The organism is Sphingobium sp. Leaf26, assembly GCF_001421665.1.
Taxonomy (GTDB): domain Bacteria; phylum Pseudomonadota; class Alphaproteobacteria; order Sphingomonadales; family Sphingomonadaceae; genus Sphingobium.
Genome location: NZ_LMKV01000007.1, coordinates 56,285 through 73,445, shown reverse-complemented (window position 1 = coordinate 73,445; position 17,161 = coordinate 56,285). Strand labels below are relative to the sequence as shown.

Here is a 17,161-nt window from a genome sequence, read left to right as displayed (position 1 = left end):
CAGACGGATGGCGAGCCGCTGGCGGTGACGCAGGTCGATCCGTCGGGCAATATATCCGACCCGACCGACATCGTGGCGCCGGACCTGACGGCGCCCGATGCGCCGACGGCGACGATTGCGCCGGATGGTGCTTCGATCAGCGGAACCGGTGAGGTCGGTGCGACCATCACGGTGCGCGATGCCGCAGGCGCCATCATCGGTACGACGGTGGTGGACGATGANGGATGGTGCTTCGATCAGCGGAACCGGTGAGGTCGGTGCGACCATCACGGTGCGCGATGCCGCAGGCGCCATCATCGGTACGACGGTGGTGGACGATGACGGCAATTATGTCTTCCCGCTGAGTCCCGCTCGCGTGGATGGCGAAGTGCTGGGCGTCACTCAGAGTGACGTGGCCGGCAATGTGTCGACCGGCGTGACGGTGACGGCGGACGATATAACGCCGCCGCCGGCACCGACCGCGACGATCGACGATACCGGGCGCATCGTGACTGGCACCGGCGTCGCCGGATCGACGGTCGAGGTGCGGGCTGCTGACACCACGCTGCTGGGCAGTGCAACCGTCAACGATCAGGGCAATTACAGCGTCACGCTGACGCCGCCGCAACTGGACAGCGAACCGCTGGCCGTGACTCAGGCGGATGCTGCTGGCAATGTGTCCGATACGACCGATATCGTCGCGCCTGACCTGACCGCACCTGAACCCCCGACCGCCAGCATCGCCGGCGACGGCGAGTCGATGAGCGGCACGGGCGAAGTCGATGCCACCATCACCGTCACCGACCCGACCGGGGTGGTGATCGGTATCGCCACGGTCGATGAGGATGGCAACTGGACCACGGCGTTGGTGCCGGCGCAGGTGCATGGCGAACCGCTGACCGTGGTGCAGAGCGATGCCGCGGGCAATGAATCCGCCGAAGTCCCGGTGATTGCGCCCAATCTGAACGGGCCGGATGCGCCCGATCCAGTGACCGCGACGATCGACGGGACCGGCGAAACGGTGTCGGGCACGGGTGAAATCGGCGCGACCGTGACCGTGACTGGTCCCGGCAATATGGTGCTGGGCACCACGACCGTCGATGGCGACGGCAATTACAGCATCACGCTCGACCCGGCGCAGGCCAATGGCGAGAAACTGGCCGTGGTGCAGACCGATGCGGACGACAACAGTTCCGTCCCCGTCATCCTGACTGCGCCCGACATCACCGCACCCGACGCGCCGACCGCGCAGATCGACCTGACCGGCACTGTCGTGACCGGATCGGGCGAGAAGGGCGCGACCGTGGCGGTGCGCGATGCCGGCGGCACGCTGATCGGCACGGCGACGGTCGATGGCCAGGGCCATTATGCGGTGACGCTGACGCCGCCGCAGACCGATGGTTCGCAGCTGAGCGTCACGCAGAGCGACGCGGCAGGCAATATGTCCGATCCGACTCCGGTCGCGACGCCTGACCTGGAAGCGCCCGCTGCGCCGACCGGCACAGTGGAAGCGGACGGCAGCGCGGTGACGGGCACGGGCGAGGCCGGCGCGACCATTAGCGTCACCGATGCCGATGGCACGGTTCTGGGCAGCGCCACGGTCGATGATGACGGCAATTACAGCGTCACGCTCGATCCGCCGCTGACCAATGGTGAGCCGCTGACGCTGGTGCAGACAGATGCCGCCGGCAATGCGTCGGGGGCAACCGACATCGCCGCGCCGGACATTACGGCACCCGATGCGCCGACCGGCACAGTAACGTCCGATGGCACGACGGTAACGGGCACGGGTGAGGCAGGTGCGACCGTCAGCATCGCTGCCGCCGATGGTACGGTGCTGGGCACGGCGACGGTGGGGCCTAATGGCGCCTATATCGTTACCCTCTCCACGCCGCAGGTGAATGGCGAGACGCTGGGCCTTACCCAGAGCGACGCCGCCGGCAATGATTCGGCAGAGGTGGACGTCACCGCGCCGGATGTCACCGCGCCCGATGCGCCGACGGGGACGATCACGCCCGATGGCGCGATCATCGCGGGGGCCGGTGAAGCCGGGGCGACGATCACCGTCACCAATGCCGCCGGGACGGTACTGGGCACCGCCACGGTGCTGGGCGACGGCAGCTACAGCGTCACGCTTGATACGCCACAAACCAATGGCGAAGCGCTGGTGCTGGTGCAGACCGATGCGGCCGGCCTGGTGTCGCCGCAGGTGCCGATCACCGCACCGGACATCACGGCGCCCGATGCGCCGACGGGCACCGTTTCGACCGATGGCACGGTGGTGACGGGGACCGGTGAGGCTGGCGCGACGATCAGCATCACGGCCGCAGATGGCACGGTGCTGGGCACCGCGACGGTCGGTGTCAATGGCAGCTATGTCGCCACGCTGACGCCGCCGCAGGTGAATGGCGAGACGCTGGGTCTTGCCCAGACCGACGCAGCCGGCAATGCGTCGGGCGAGGTTGACCTGACCGCACCCGACATCACGGCGCCGGCAGCGCCGACTGGCACGATCAGCGGCGATGGCGCCGTGGTCAGCGGGGCCGGCGAGGCCGGTGCGACGATCAGCGTGACCAATGCGGCCGGTACAGTGCTGGGCACCACCACCGTGCTGGGCGACGGCAGCTATAGCGTCACCCTCTCCACGCCGCAGACCAATGGTCAGGCGCTGACGCTGGTGCAGACGGATGGGGCGGGCCTGGTATCGCCACAAGTGCCGATCACCGCGCCCGACACGACCGCGCCCGATGCGCCGACCGGTACGGTAACGTCCGACGGCACGACAGTGACGGGCACGGGTGAAGCTGGCGCGACGATCAGCATCACCAACCCGGCCGGGACCGTCATCGGGACCGCGACCGTGGCCGCCAATGGCAGCTACAGCGCGACTCTGACCACGCCGCAACTGAATGGCGAAACGCTGGGCGTGACGCAGACGGATAGTGCCGGCAATATATCGGTCCGCGTGCCGACGATCGCGCCCGACACCACGGCACCCGATGCCCCGACCGGTACGGTAACGTCCGATGGCACGACGGTGAACGGCACGGGTGAGGCTGGCGCGACGATCAGCATCACCAACCCGGCCGGCACCGTGATCGGCACCGCCACGGTGGCCGCCAATGGCAGCTACAGCGCCACGCTGACGACGCCGCAGACCGATGGCCAGACGCTGGGCATCACGCAGGCGGATGCGGCGGGCAATGTATCGCCGCGCGTGCCGACGATCGCGCCCGACACGACCCCGCCGGTCGCGCCGACCGGTGTGGTCACTTCTGATGGCACGGTGGTGAACGGCAGCGGTGAAGCTGGCGCGACGATCAGCATCACCAATCCGGCCGGTACCGTCATCGGCACCGCCACGGTGGCCGCCAATGGCAGCTACAGCGCCACGCTGACGACGCCGCAGACCGATGGCCAGACGCTGGGCATCACCCAGGCGGATGCGGCCGGCAACGTGTCGCCGCGCGCGACGACGCTGGCGCCGGACAGCACAGCGCCGGCGGCACCGACCGGTACGATCAGCGGCAATGGCGCGATCGTGTCCGGCACGGGCGAAGCGGGTGCGACCATCCGCATCACCAATGCGACCGGCACATTGCTGGGCACGGCGGTGGTGGCGACCAATGGCACCTATAGTGCGACGCTCGATACGCCGCAGACCAATGGCGAGAGGCTGACGCTGGTACAGAGCGACCCGGCGGGCAATGTGTCGCCTACCGTGCCGATCACCGCGCCGGATACGACGGCACCGGTGGCGCCGACGGCTGCCGTGTCCGCCAATGGTGGAGCAGTGACGGGCACCGGTGAACCCGACGCGACGATCACCGTCCGCGCGGCCGATGGCACGATCCTGGGCACCGCGACGGTGGCCGCCAATGGCAGCTATACTGCGGCGCTCAGCCCGGCGCAGCTCAACGGCGAGCGGTTGACCGTCAGCCAGGCGGACGGGGCGGGCAATGGATCGCCCAACACTGCCGTCACCGCGCCCGACCATACCCCGCCCACCGCACCGACGGCCGCCGTATCGGCGACCGGCGCGGTAGTGACGGGGACAGGCGAAGCCGGCGCGACCGTCACCGTGACCGATGCGGCGGGCGTCGTGATCGGCACGGCGGTGGTGGCGGTCGACGGAACCTATTCGGTGACGCTGACCCAGGCTCAGGCCAATGGCGAGACGATCGGGGTCATCCAGACCGACATCGCCGGGAATCCGTCTGCGGCAACCAGCGCGATCGCGCCGGACATCACTGCGCCCAACGCCCCCGTCAATCTGGCGGTCGACACCGCCGGCACGACGCTGACCGGTATCGGTGAGGCTGGCGCGACGGTCAGGGTCCGCGACGGAACCGGTACCGTGATCGGCACCGGGCAGGTGGGATCGGATGGTCGCTTCTCGATCGCCCTGTCCAGCCCGCAGGTGGGCGGCCAGAATCTGACCGTCACCCAGACCGATATTGCCGGCAACCAGTCGCAGCCCGGCTTGGTCGGCGCGCCGTTCGATATCGCCGCGTTCGACAACAGTACGGTCGCCCTGATCGACCTGCTGCCGGTATCGACGGCGGTGAATCACGGAACGGCCAATTATCTGGCGCTGGTGTCGCTTGGCCTGCTCAACGTCGATGCGCAGGTACTGGCGACGCCCAGTGTCGGTTTCACCGTGGCGGACGGCCATAGTCTCAATGCCGTCTTCACTTATGACGCGACGCTCAGCATTGGCGTGCTGGCCGGCTATTCGGTCGCGGTACAGCGGTGGAACGGATCGGCCTGGGTCGCCGTGGGCGGTGGTACCGGCGCGTCGGTGCTGCAACTTACCCTGCTGAACGGCAATCTGGTCAGCACCGAAACGCTGGAGGCGGGCCAATATCGTGCCTTCGTCACCTTCGACGGGACGTTGGGTGTCGGCCTGCTGGGGTCGCTCAATGTCGCGGGGACCGATTCGGACTTCACCGACATTGGCGGCATCGTGCCCCAGCAGATCCACGGCAACGTCATCACCGATCCTAGTCCTGACGGCCATATCGACATCATCAGTCCGCAGACGGTGATCCAGAGCGTCACCGTCAACGGGGTGACGACGGCGGTGAATGCGAACGGGACGGTGGTGAACGGTGCCTTCGGCCGGCTGGTCATCAATCTGGACGGCAGTTATACCTACACCCCGTCCGCGAGCGCCACGTCGATCGGCAAGACGGATGTGTTCCAATATACGCTGATCGACAGCAGCGATGGCGAGACGGAGACGGCGAACCTGTCGATCACGATCGGCAGCGACGACATCACCGCCGCGCCGATCGCCAACCATGATATCGCGACCGCCGGGGTCCAGTATCAGAATGTCGTGCAGACGGTGGCGCCGACGGTCGAATTCTCGTTCAACACGCCTATCCTGAGTACCCGATCCGGCAATGACAGCTTTACCGTTGCCGCCAACAGCCAGTCGGACGTCACCATCACCGTCATCCGGGGCGGTACGATTGCGCTCCTGCCAAGCTACACCATCACGGTGAAGAATGCGGCGGGCGTGACGGTCGACACCTATACCGGGACGACGGTGGCCGGCCTGCCGCTGGGATCGGGCATCAGCCATACGTTCGAAGATTTGCCGGCCGGCACCTATACCTATACGGTGTCCAGCACCAATCTGCTGGGAACTACCTATGGGTCGACCGTCTATATCAGCGAATCCATCACCTATCTTGACCAATATACGGTGTCGGGCGTGACCGGCACGCAGGGCGAATTGCTCGCCAATGACGTGACCGGCACCGCCTTCCCGGTGGTGAAGGTCGGGACGGGCAGTGGCTTCGTTGAGGTTGGCGATACTGCGGTGACGATCCAGGGCACCTATGGCAAGCTGACGGTCAACGAGACGGGCCATTATACCTACACGCCCGGCACGACGATCCCGCATTCGACCGTCAATCTGGTCGATAGCTTCACCTACCAGATCGTCCAGCCCAATGGCACGACCGCCACGGCCACGCTGGACGTGACGATCAATGTCGGTTCCGGCGGGACATCGGCGGTGATGTCGATCGAGGACGCGAGCCTGCGCATGGACGAGACGGCGGCGGTCAGCGACGACACGCATCGGTCAGCGAGCGTCACATCCGAACCGACGGCGGACCAGCCGGTCACGCCGGATGCGGACCCGACCGACATGCCCGTTTCCGACGATGTGCTGGGCGAACTGGCCTATCAGATGTTCGAAGGGCAGGGCGTGCTGGAAGATGTGCTGTCGGCCTATCTCGACCGCCAGCCGCTCCCCGAACGGGTGGACCTGACGGAAGCCAGCCCGGCGCCCGCTCCCGGAAGCGTCGATCTGACGCCAGTGGACATGCCCCAGGATCCGCTCGGTTATCTGTCCACATCGGATGATATCGAAAAGCACAATGCCAATAACGGTCATGCATTCTGATGGATATCAGAAACGCAGGCAAATATGACAATTCATGACAATATTAGTTTGATAGTAAAAATCTCGCGTTAGCATGTTCGTAACGAATGGCGCCCATGCTGGTCATACTTGATGAGGATATGACCGGCATGGGAACATTGTTCCGTAACGGCAGAGCCTTGCTATCGCTCGCCGGCGGCTTACTTGTTTCGGCCGCACATGCGCAGACCGGACCGGTGGTGAACCCCACCGATCTAGTGACGCTGGAGGATGCCGCACGGGAGGCGATCGCCTGGCATCCGGTGCTGACCCAGGCTGCGGGTGAACTCAACGCCCGCACGACGGAGGTGGACGTCGCCCGCGCCGGCTATTCGCCGCAGATCAGCGCCGGCCTCGCCACCGGCTATGACAGCCGCCTGACCGCCGACTGGCGCCCCCGGCCCCAGATCAACGCTTCCCAGATGATCTACGATTTCGGCAAGGTGTCGAGCGCCGTCGATATGGCGCGCGCGGGCACGCGAGTTGGCGAGGCTGAGATGTTGTTGGCAGTGGACGGGCTGATCCGCGACACCGGTTATGCGATGGTCGAGGTGCAGCGCGGCGAGGCGCTCCACCGGATCGGATTGGAGCAACTGGAGCGTGTCCGTGCCATCAGCGACCTGGTCGACAGCCGGGTGGAGAAGGGCGCGGCGACCCGCTCGGACGGTTTGCAGGCGCAGGCCCGTGTGGAAGCCGCGATCGCCACCCTGTCTCAGATCGAGGCGGCGCGCCGCCGCTGGTCCAGCAACCTGGCCTATCTGCTGGGGCGGACTGCACCGCCTGCCAAGGTCGATGAGGACGTGCCCGGCTGGCTGATGGCGGCCTGCCGCCAGCCCCCGCCCGACTGGACCGACGTGCCCGCCGTCATGGTGGCGGCGGCGCAGAAGGATCAGGCGATCGCGGACCTCAAGCGCCGCAAGGCGGAGCAGATGCCCACCATCTCCATCGGCGGCACCAGCACGATCGACGTGTCCGACCCCCTGTCCGGCCGGCGAAGCGCCTATTCGCTGGGGCTCAACGTCAGCAGCAATGTGTTTGGCGGCGGCATCACCAAAGCGCGGGTGCGCGGCGCGGCCTTCGCGCTGGATGCGGCCGACGCCGCGACTGAACGCGCGCGCAACGAGACGGCGCAGCGCCTGGCCGAAGCGCAGCAGCAGATCGACAGTCTGGGCGCGCTGCTCAGGACGCTGGCCTCGCGAGAGGGCAATATGGACGAAACCGGCAAGCTCTATCGCCTGCAATATCTGGAAATGGGGACGCGCACGCTGGTCGACCTGCTCAATGCCGAGCAGGAGTTTCAGCAGGTCCGGTTCGAGGCGGCCAATACCGCGCACGACCTGCGGCGGTTGCAGATGGACTGCCTCTATAATTCGGGCCGGACCCGCGCGGCCTTTCACCTCACGGGAACGGTGGTGCGCGGGGTGACGCTATGAACATGATGCCCCCGATCAAGCCGGTCGCCAGTGCAGGCGCGACTCCCGGTCCGACCTGCGCCGTTTCGATCGACGCCTGGCTGGACCTGTTGCAGCAGGTGGCGCGCCATTATGGCCTGCCCAACAGCGAGCAGGGCGCGAAGCTGGCGGGCCTGTGGGCCGGCATGGACGGGGAGCAGGCCAAGATACGCGGTATGGCCCGCGCGCTGGGCCTGTCGATCCGATTCCGCACGCCCGACGCGCGCGACACATTGTCCGGCTGGCGCCTGCCGATGATCGTGCGGATGAGCGACGGCGCGCTGGCGCTGGTCACGGCCATAGCCGAGGATGGCGAAGCGACAGTGTCGCTGGCGGGCGAGGGCGGCCTGCGCGCCCATATGCTGATCGCGGATGTGGCGCGGGGCGCGACGCTGCTGGTCATCGCCCGGCCGGTGCGCGCCACGCCCGACGCCCGTGTCGACCCCTATATCCATCAACAGCAAGATAACTGGCTGCGGCGCATCATCCATCAGGATAGCCGATCCTATGTGCATGTGATGGTGGCGTCCTGCATCGCCAACGTGCTGGGCCTGTCCGGCGTGATCTTCTCGATGCAGGTCTATGACCGGGTGGTCCCGGCGGAATCCTATCCGACGCTTTACATATTGGTGCTGGGCGTGGCGCTGGCGATCGGCTTCGATTTCCTGCTGCGGCGGTTGCGTATGAACATCGTCGATGTGCTGGGCAAGCGCGCGGATTTGCGCATGTCGGACAAGGTGTTCGGCCACGCCCTGCGCGTGCGCAACCGGGCGCGGCCGACCTCCACCGGCACTTTCATCGCCCAGTTGCGCGATCTGGATCAGGTGCGCGAACTGCTGACCTCAACCACGGTCGCGGCGATGGCGGACCTGCCGTTCTTCCTGATCTTCCTCGTCATCCTGTGGTTCATCGGCGGGCCGCTGGTGCTGGTGCCGCTGGCCGCCCTTGTGCTGCTGCTGGTGCCGGGCCTGCTCGCCCAGCGCAAGCTGCGCGCCTATGCGACCGCGTCGATGCGCGAAGCCTCGCTGCGCAATGCCATGCTGGTGGAGGCGGTGCAGGGCATCGAGGATATCAAGGCGTTGCAGGCCGAAGAGCGGTTCCAGCAGCTCTGGAACCGCTACAATGCGGAGGCCGGGGAGCAGCAACTGAAGCTGCGCGGCCTGACCAACAGCCTGACGGTCTGGACGCAGAATGTGCAGAATGGCGTCTATGCCGGGATCGTGTGCGTCGGCGCGCCGATGGTGATCGCGGGCGACATCACCACCGGTGCGCTGGTCGCCTCCTCGATATTGGGGTCGCGGATGATGGCGCCCATGGCGCAGGTGACGTCGCTGCTCAGCCGATTCCAGCAATCGCGCGTGGCGATCGGCAGTCTCAACCAGATCATGGGCCTGCCGGTGGATCGGCCCGATGCCGAACATCGCATTTCGGTCAATGCGATCGCGGGTGCGATCACGATCCATGGCGGCGTGTTCAGCTATGCCGATCCCAACAGCCCGCCCGCGCTGACGATCCCGGAACTGGAGATCAAGGCGGGCGAGAAGATCGCGCTGCTGGGTCGAAACGGCGCGGGCAAATCCACCCTTTTGCAGGCGCTGTCGGGCATGATGCAGCCGGTGTCGGGCGAAGTGCTGATCGACAATCTGGCGCTCCACCACATCGACCCGAACGACCTGCGCCGCGACGTCAGTTTCCTGTCGCAAAACAGCCGCCTGTTCCACGGCACCATCCGCGAAAATCTGACCTTGGGCGCGCCGGACGTATCCAATGAGGAAATCCTGTCGATGCTGGCGATGACCGGGGCGATCCAGTTCGTCCGTCGCCTGCGCAGCGGGCTGGAGCACGTCATCCTGGAGGGCGGCAACGGCCTGTCGGGCGGTCAGATCCAGTCGTTATTGCTGGCGCGCCTGCTGCTGCGCCAGCCGACCGTTGCGTTGCTGGACGAGCCGACCGCTGCGATGGACGAGGTGTCGGAACGCCACTTTATCGAGGGCCTCAAGACCTGGGCGCAAGGCCGGACACTGGTGATCGCGACGCATCGGATGCGGGTGCTGGAACTGGCCGACCGGGTGATCGTGATCGACAATGGCGGCATATTGCTGGACCAGCCCAAGGATGCCGCGCTCCGCACCATGCAGGCCAACCGGGCGAGGGTGGCATGAGCGGCGTAGCGGTCATCGACGACGAATGGCAGTTCGATGATGAAGGGCGCGGTCGCATCGCCGGCGCGAAGCGATTGCTGTGGCTGGTCACGGCCTTGTTCGTCGTCGCCTTCACCTGGGCCTGGTTCGCAAGGCTGGATGAGGTGGCCAGCGGCAGCGGGCGCGTGGTGCCGACCAGCCGGGAGCAGATCATCCAGTCGCTGGAGGGCGGCATATTGGCCAAGCTGATGGTCAAGCAGGACGATATCGTGAAGCCGGGCCAGATATTGGCGCAGTTGGACCCCACACTGGCGGGATCGACGGTGGACGAAAGCGCCGCCAAATATCGCGCCGCGCTGGCCAGCGCCGCAAGGTTGCGGGCCGAGGTCGGCGGCACGGCCATCGCCTTCCCTGCCGAACTCGATCGCTATCCTGAATTGAAGGCGGCGGAAACGCGCCTCTATCGCGACCGGCGCGAAAGCCTGACCAGTTCGGACAGGCTGATCGATGAATCCCTCGCCCTCATCGGCAAGGAAGTGAAGATCGGCGAATCCCTGATCGCCGTCGGCGCTGCCAGCAGCGTCGAGGTGCTGCGGCTGAAGCGGCAGCAGGCCGAACTGGCGCTCAAGAAATCCGATCTGCGCTCCCAATATCTGGTCGAGGCGCAGCAGGATCTGGCCAAGGTCAGCGAGGAGGTGGAGGCGCTGGCCCCCGTAGTGCGCGGGCGCTCCGATACGCTGAACCGGTTGACGCTGCGTTCGCCGGTGCGCGGCGTGGTGAAGAGCATCGACGTGTCCACCATCGGCGGCGTGGTGTCGCCCAATGGCGAGATCATGCAGATCGTGCCGCTGGACGACCAGTTGCTGATCGAGGCGCGCATTTCGCCACGCGACATCGCCTTCATCCACCCCGATCAGCGGGCGACGGTCAAGATTTCCGCTTATGACTATGCCATCTATGGCGGGCTGGAAGGGACGGTGTCGAGCATATCGCCGGACACGATCAAGGATGAGGTGAACCCGGAAATCTATTATTATCGCGTCTTTGTGCGGACCAGGTCGGTCGCCGTGGTCAACAAGGCGGGCAAGCATTTCCCGATCGTGCCGGGCATGATCGCCACGGTGGATATCCACACCGGCAGCAAGACGGTGATGCAATATCTGTTGAAGCCGCTGAACCGCGCTCGCGAAGGGTTGCGGGAACGATGAACCCGACGCTGGAACAAAAGCTGGCCGCGATCGGCGAGCGAGTGCGGCAGGTGGCACCGGGGCCGGTCGACGGCGCGCCCAAGGTCGTCCTGTTCCTGTCCTTCACTGACGGCGCGGCGCGCGCGCAGACCATCACCGTCAGCGCGCCGGATGCGGCGGATTGCTGGGACAATGCTTTGCCGCTGCTACGGGACGCGGCGGACCGGCTGGACTGGCTGCGGGTCGATTGGGTTCGCGCGGTCGAGCAGACCGACTGGCAAAGCCTGCGCCAGCGGCTGGATGCGACCAAGCGCAATTATTTCCGGCTGGGCATCGCGCTCGACGCGCGTCTGGAACAGGCTTTTCTGGAGACGGAAATCAACGCCAACGCCATGCTCTATGGCGGCAACGGCCATGCGACCGCCATCGTGAATGAAGGCAATTTCCGACGCTACGCCCGGCTGCGCCATGGCGTCCGGGCGATCGACTTTGCGGACCATGCGCCGGTCTGGCTGTTTTCGACGGCTGGCCTGTTCATGGGCATGGATGGCGTCCTCCATGCGATCCGCGAACAGGGGCGCAATGCCGGGCGTCGGACCGTGGAACGGCTCGACCCGGACCTGCTGCTGGGCCTGATCGATGACGGCAGCGCCTATCTCGCCTCGCAAGTGCAGGCGGACGGCCGGTTCCATTATGGCTGGCATCCCTGTTTCGACCGGGAAATCAAATCCTATAACAGCCTGCGCCATGCCAGCAGCACCTATGCCATGCTGGAAAGCTGGGAGGTGACGCGATCGCCCGACCTGCTGGCCGCGATCGAACGGGCGCTGGCCTATCTGGAGCAGGATTTGATCCGGCCGGCGGCCCTGCCGGACGGCACGCTGGCCGCCTTCCTGGTGGATCCCGGCCACGAGGCGAAGCTGGGTGGCAATGCCGTCTGCCTGCTGGCGCTGGTCAAATATAGCGAGTTGATGGCGACCGACCGCTATCGCCCGCTGCTCGATCGACTGGCGGCCGGCATCCTGCATATGCAGGACAAGGAAAGCGGGCGCTTCGTGCATGTGCTCGACTATCCGACGCTGACGGTGAAGCAGGACTTCCGCATCATCTATTATGATGGAGAGGCCGCGTTCGGCCTGATGCGCCTCTACGGCCTGACCGGCGATCCGCGCTGGATCGACGCGGTGGCACGGGCCTTCACCCATTTCATCGCGGCGGGCCATGCGGCGGCGCACGACCATTGGCTAAGCTATTGCGTCAATGAACTGACCCGATACCGCGCGGACGACGCCTGGTTCCGCTTCGGGCTGGACAATGTCCGCGATCATCTGGATTTCGTGGAAAATCGCATCACTACCTTCCCGACGCTGCTGGAACTGATGATGGCGGCGCAGCACATGATCGCGCGCCTTGCCACCGACCCCGATCACCGTCATCTGCTTGATACGATCGACCTCGGCAAATTCCACCGCGCGCTGCATGCCCGTGCCCATTATCTGCTCAACGGCCATTTCTGGCCGGAACTGGCGATGTTCTTCGCCAACCCGCGCCGGATCGTCGGCAGTTTCTTCATCCGCCACCATGCCTTTCGCGTGCGGATCGATGATGTCGAACATTATCTGTCGGGCCTGGTCGCCTATCGCCGGCACCTGCTGGAAACACGGGCGGAAGAGGCCGCGCTGCCCGCCGAAGCCGGCTGGACCGCGCGCAGCGTTTGCCAGGCGACGGGCGGGCGCTGGGCCGTGCCACCGCCGGCCGACTGGCAGGCAAAGGGAATGTGTATCTTTCCCCCCAGCCTGCGCGGCGGCGAAATGGTCGTGATGCGCGGAGGGGAAGGGGAGCGCGGAATCGCGCCGCGCCTGATGGATCGACTGCAACCGCAGGCCGCTGCGATCATCACCAGCGCGCCGGATCGGTTCTCCGATAGGGGCCTGCCGGTGCTGGCGGTGCCGAACAATGACGAGGCGATCCTGGCGCTGGGCCGCCACGCCCGCGCGGCGATGACCGGCAAGTTGATCGGCGTGACCGGCAGCGCGGGCAAGACCACCATGGTCGCGATGCTGGCGCAGGCGCTGCGGCCCTGGGGCGCGGTGGGCGAAACGCGGCTGAACGCCAACCTGCCGCACGGCATCGCCTGGAATCTGGCCTCCATCCATTGGGATACGCCGCACATCGTGATGGAAATGGCGATCGGCAGGATGAAGCAGAATGCGCTGCTGACCCGCCCCGACATCGCGGTCTTCACCAATATCGCGCCGGCGCATCTGGAATTTCACCACGACCTTGCCACCGTCGCGCGGCGCAAGAGCGCGATCTTCGCGGGGATGGCGCCCGGCAGCGTCGCGATCCTCAACGCGAACATGGCTGAACAGCCCACCGTCCACGCGCTCGCGCTCGCGCATGACCTGCGGGTCATCAGCTATGGCGAGGGAGCAGACGCCGACTTCCGGCTGATCGGGCGGCAGGGCGACCGGGTGCAGGTGGCGACACCCGCGGGCATGCTCGATTATCGCCTGCAGGCGCTTGGGCGGCATATGGCGCTCAACAGCCTGGCGGTGCTGGCGACCCTGTCCGCTCTGTCGCTTGATACCGGGCAGGGTCTGGCGACGCTGGCCGATTTCCGCCCGCTGGCAGGACGTGGCGAGGAAGTCGCGCTGACCATCGGCGGCCGGCGGATCGCGCTGATCGACGACGCCTATAATGCCAATCCCGCCTCCATGGCGGCGGCGCTGGAATTGCTGGGCGCCCGGACCGGTGGTCGGCGCATCGCGATATTGGGTGAAATGCTGGAACTGGGGCCGGAAGCGGCCGCCTATCATGGCGCACTGGCACCGCTGATCCAGCGACAGGGAATCGACCGCGTCCATGCCGTCGGCGCGCTCTACACGCCGCTTTGGGCCGAACTGACGCCGGAACGGCGCGGCCTCCATGCCGATCATGTCGGCCAGTTGTACGCCTGCCTCCAGGACACGGCGCGGGATGGCGACATCATTCTGGTCAAGGGGTCGCATGGCAGTGGCCTGCATGAGTTGGTCGCGCAATTGAAGGCGGCAGCAGAGGAGAAAAATATGTCCGAAATGGAGATTGTTTCGGTCGCATGACCGCAAGAAAATTACGTTTTTTACCTTCCGTTAATCCGGGGTCGGCAGCTTTGACGATGCGCCACGAGAACCCGATGCAAGGAAAATGGCATGGCCTCGCGCGAACGAAGAGATGGATCATCGGGCCCGGACATGGCTGGCACCTCGCTGCTCGCCCTGGCCCGCCAGACGCAGCAGGCGCGGATCAACTGTTCCGAGCATTTCCCCAAAAATGTGTTCCGTGATTCCGCCTGGGACATCATGCTGGAACTGTTCGCCGGGGCGGAGGAGGGGCGCTTCCTGTGCGTCAAGGACATCATGGCTATCTCCGGCGAGAGCGCGACGGGCACGATGCGCCGCATCGAAAGCCTGGAAGAAGCGGACCTCATCGTCCGCCGCTTCGACCCGTACGATCATCGCCGCATGCGGGTGGTGCTGAGCGAGAAGGGGCGCGAGGCGATGATTTCTTTCCTCAGACATCTGTTCGAGGTGGGCGAGGCCGCCTCACACGGCAACGCCCCGATTCAGCCCATCTCCTTCTCCCCCCATGCCCCGCGCCGCCCCCCGAACGGCATGCGCGACTGTAGCTGACGCATGGGTCTGGCCGTCCACCGGATCGCCCTGGCTGCCCTGCCGGTGCTGATGCTGCCGTTGGTACTGGCGCTATGGCCGCCGCCGCGGCCTGCCGCCCCGGCGAAGGCCTTGGTCGCGGCCCGCGCCACGGCGGCACCGACCAGCAGGACATCGCCACCCCTACCAAAAATAGAACCCTCGCAACTCTATGCGCTCCCCACGGACAAGGCGCGGGCGCTCAATGCGGCCACCCCCTTTTCCCAGCGCGCCAATCCGGCGGCCAGTCCGTTTCGCTTCGCCGGCGGTGCGGAGGATCTGGCGCGCGCCACCGATTGCCTCGCCTCCGCGCAAATCTACGAAGCGGGCGACGATGCCGTCGGCGAGCAAGCGGTGGCGCAGGTGGTGCTCAACCGGGTGCGCCATCCCGCCTTCCCCACATCTGTGTGCGGCGTCGTCTTTCAGGGGCAGGAGCGGCGGACCGGCTGCCAGTTCACCTTCACCTGCGACGGGGCGCTGGCGCGGACGCCGTCGCCCGCCGCCTGGACGCGCGCGCGGACGATCGCCAAGGCTGCTCTGGCAGGATCGGTCTTCCGCCCGGTAGGCCTCGCCACCCATTATCACACCGATTGGGTCGTGCCCTATTGGAGCGCCAGCCTCGACAAGACGGCAAAGGTCGGCACCCATATCTTCTTCCGCTGGACCGGCTGGTGGGGCACGCCGCCCGCCTTTCAACCTTCGGTCGGTGGCACCGAGCCGCTGATCGGCCGGATCGCGCGCCTGTCGCTGGCCCATCGTGGCACGGCGCTGCCGGTGATGGCGACGGCGGACATGGCCGAAGACCGGCTCCGCGCCGCCGCCCGGCCGATCGTGGGGCAGGTCATGCCGCCTGCCGACAAAAGCTGGACGCCTGCGCCGGCCATGCCCCTGCCCGGCGGTGTCCGACGTGATCCGCCGGTCGAGACCGCCGCGAGCGCCACGCCCGCCCCAGCGACACGGATCGCGCTCGGCGGCTCAGCGATAGCCCGCCGCGGCGAGGATGGCGAGCAGGTTCATCCGCTTCACCTTCAATGACTCGCTTGGGCTGACGTCGATCCATTCGTCCAGCGAATGGCCGCGCCCGCCGGTGGCCGCGCGCGAGATGGTGATGCCGGGGATGCCCAGGTTCATCGGCACATTGGCGTCGGTCGAGGAGAAGCTGAGCCGTGCGGTGACGCCTTCGGTCGCGTAGGCGGCGATGGTCTGCTGCACCAGCGGGCTGGCCGCGTCGGTGCTGCCGGCCGGGCGATCGCCGATAAGTTGCTTGTCCACGCTGATCGCGCCGTCCCTGGTCGAGCGCGCCGCATTTTCCGCCGCCACGCCGGCATCGACCTGTGCCAGCACCGCCTGTTCCAGCTTCGCCAGTTCGGTCGCGCTTTCCGACCGCATGTCCAGTTGCAGCCAGGTTTCGCGCGGGATCGCGTTGACCGAAGATCCGCCGCCGACCACGCTGGCGCTGAAGGTCGTCTTGGGCGATTTGGGCACCGAAATTTTGTAGATATTGACGATCGCCTGGCTCATCGCCGTCATCGGATTGACGATACCGAAGGCGCCGAAGCTGTGGCCGCCCGGCCCCTTGAAGGTCAGCTTGTAGCGCCTGGACCCGACGCCGCCATTGGTCAGGCCATCGACAGACCCGTCGTCGATCGAAAAGAAGCTGGCGATGCGGCCCTTATATTTGCCTTTCAGGAACAGATGCTTGACGCCGCGCAGGTCGCCCAGCCCTTCCTCGCCGACATCGCCGACGAACAGGATGTCCATCGGTGCCCTGATCTTCGCCGCGACAAGCGCCTTGACCAGGCTGATCTGGGTGGCGAGGCCCGCGACATCGTCGCCTACCCCCGGCGCATGCAGCTTGTCGCCCTCGCGGCGCACGGTGACGTCGGTGCCTTCGGGAAATACGGTATCGAGATGGGCGGACACGACCACCAGCTTGCCGCCCGGTTTGCCGGTACCGCGCAACAGGCCCAGCACATTGCCTTCCTCATCAATCTCCACATCGCCAAGGCCCGCCGCCCTGAACATGTCGGCATAGGCCTTCGCGCGCACCGCTTCCTTGAAAGGCGGGGCGGGGATCTGGGTCAGGGCGATGATATTCTCGACCCACTGGCCATGTTCCTGCTCCAGCGCGGCGAGGGCGGTCCTGACCGCCGGGCGCGCCTTCATGGTCGCCATCAGGCGGGTGTCGGCCGGCGTGGGCGCGGCGCTGGCCGCCACCGCAGGCAGGGCGATGAGCGAGCCCGCCAGCATCATGTTCAACAGCGACCGATTCATG

The 17,161-nt window shown here is 66.3% G+C and carries 7 protein-coding genes and 2 pseudogenes; 8 read left to right on the top strand and 1 reads right to left on the bottom strand.

Going from position 1 to position 17,161, the window contains the following annotated elements:
* Positions 1-24: 24 nt before the first annotated feature.
* The 8 genes and pseudogenes from ASE85_RS24385 to ASE85_RS22355 all read left to right on the top strand — a co-directional run.
* Positions 25-221 (top strand): annotated as a pseudogene (locus tag ASE85_RS24385) (Ig-like domain-containing protein); the annotation flags it as partial.
* Position 222: 1 nt separating this feature from the next.
* Positions 223-6,400: BapA/Bap/LapF family large adhesin (locus tag ASE85_RS07945; RefSeq protein WP_268795123.1), on the top strand; the 6,178-nt coding region annotated here is incomplete at its 5' end.
* Positions 6,401-6,495: 95 nt separating this feature from the next.
* On the top strand, positions 6,496-7,851 hold the full coding sequence (locus ASE85_RS07940; RefSeq protein WP_235523403.1) for a TolC family protein: 1,356 nt from the start codon (positions 6,496-6,498) through the stop codon (positions 7,849-7,851).
* Positions 7,848-10,031 carry a type I secretion system permease/ATPase gene (locus ASE85_RS07935; protein WP_056686272.1) on the top strand — a complete coding sequence of 728 codons (2,184 nt, stop codon included), beginning with the start codon at positions 7,848-7,850 and terminating at the stop codon, positions 10,029-10,031. The genes ASE85_RS07940 and ASE85_RS07935 overlap by 4 nt, the downstream gene beginning before the upstream one ends.
* Complete coding sequence (locus ASE85_RS07930; protein ID WP_056686270.1) at positions 10,028-11,218, top strand: HlyD family efflux transporter periplasmic adaptor subunit; 1,191 nt, start codon at positions 10,028-10,030, stop codon at positions 11,216-11,218. The genes ASE85_RS07935 and ASE85_RS07930 overlap by 4 nt, the downstream gene beginning before the upstream one ends.
* Positions 11,215-14,298 carry a UDP-N-acetylmuramoyl-tripeptide--D-alanyl-D-alanine ligase gene (locus ASE85_RS07925; RefSeq protein ID WP_056686267.1) on the top strand — a complete coding sequence of 1,028 codons (3,084 nt, stop codon included), beginning with the start codon at positions 11,215-11,217 and terminating at the stop codon, positions 14,296-14,298. The genes ASE85_RS07930 and ASE85_RS07925 overlap by 4 nt, the downstream gene beginning before the upstream one ends.
* Before the next feature lie 132 nt (positions 14,299-14,430).
* On the top strand, positions 14,431-14,868 hold the full coding sequence (locus ASE85_RS07920; RefSeq protein WP_200928327.1) for a MarR family winged helix-turn-helix transcriptional regulator: 438 nt from the start codon (positions 14,431-14,433) through the stop codon (positions 14,866-14,868).
* Positions 14,869-14,871: 3 nt separating this feature from the next.
* Positions 14,872-15,714 (top strand): annotated as a pseudogene (locus tag ASE85_RS22355) (cell wall hydrolase); the annotation flags it as partial.
* Between the two features lie 147 nt (positions 15,715-15,861).
* On the opposite strand, the gene ASE85_RS07910 reads toward ASE85_RS22355, so the two are convergent.
* Complete coding sequence (locus tag ASE85_RS07910; protein WP_056686263.1) at positions 15,862-17,160, bottom strand: M20/M25/M40 family metallo-hydrolase; 1,299 nt, start codon at positions 17,158-17,160, stop codon at positions 15,862-15,864.
* Position 17,161 lies beyond the last annotated feature (1 nt).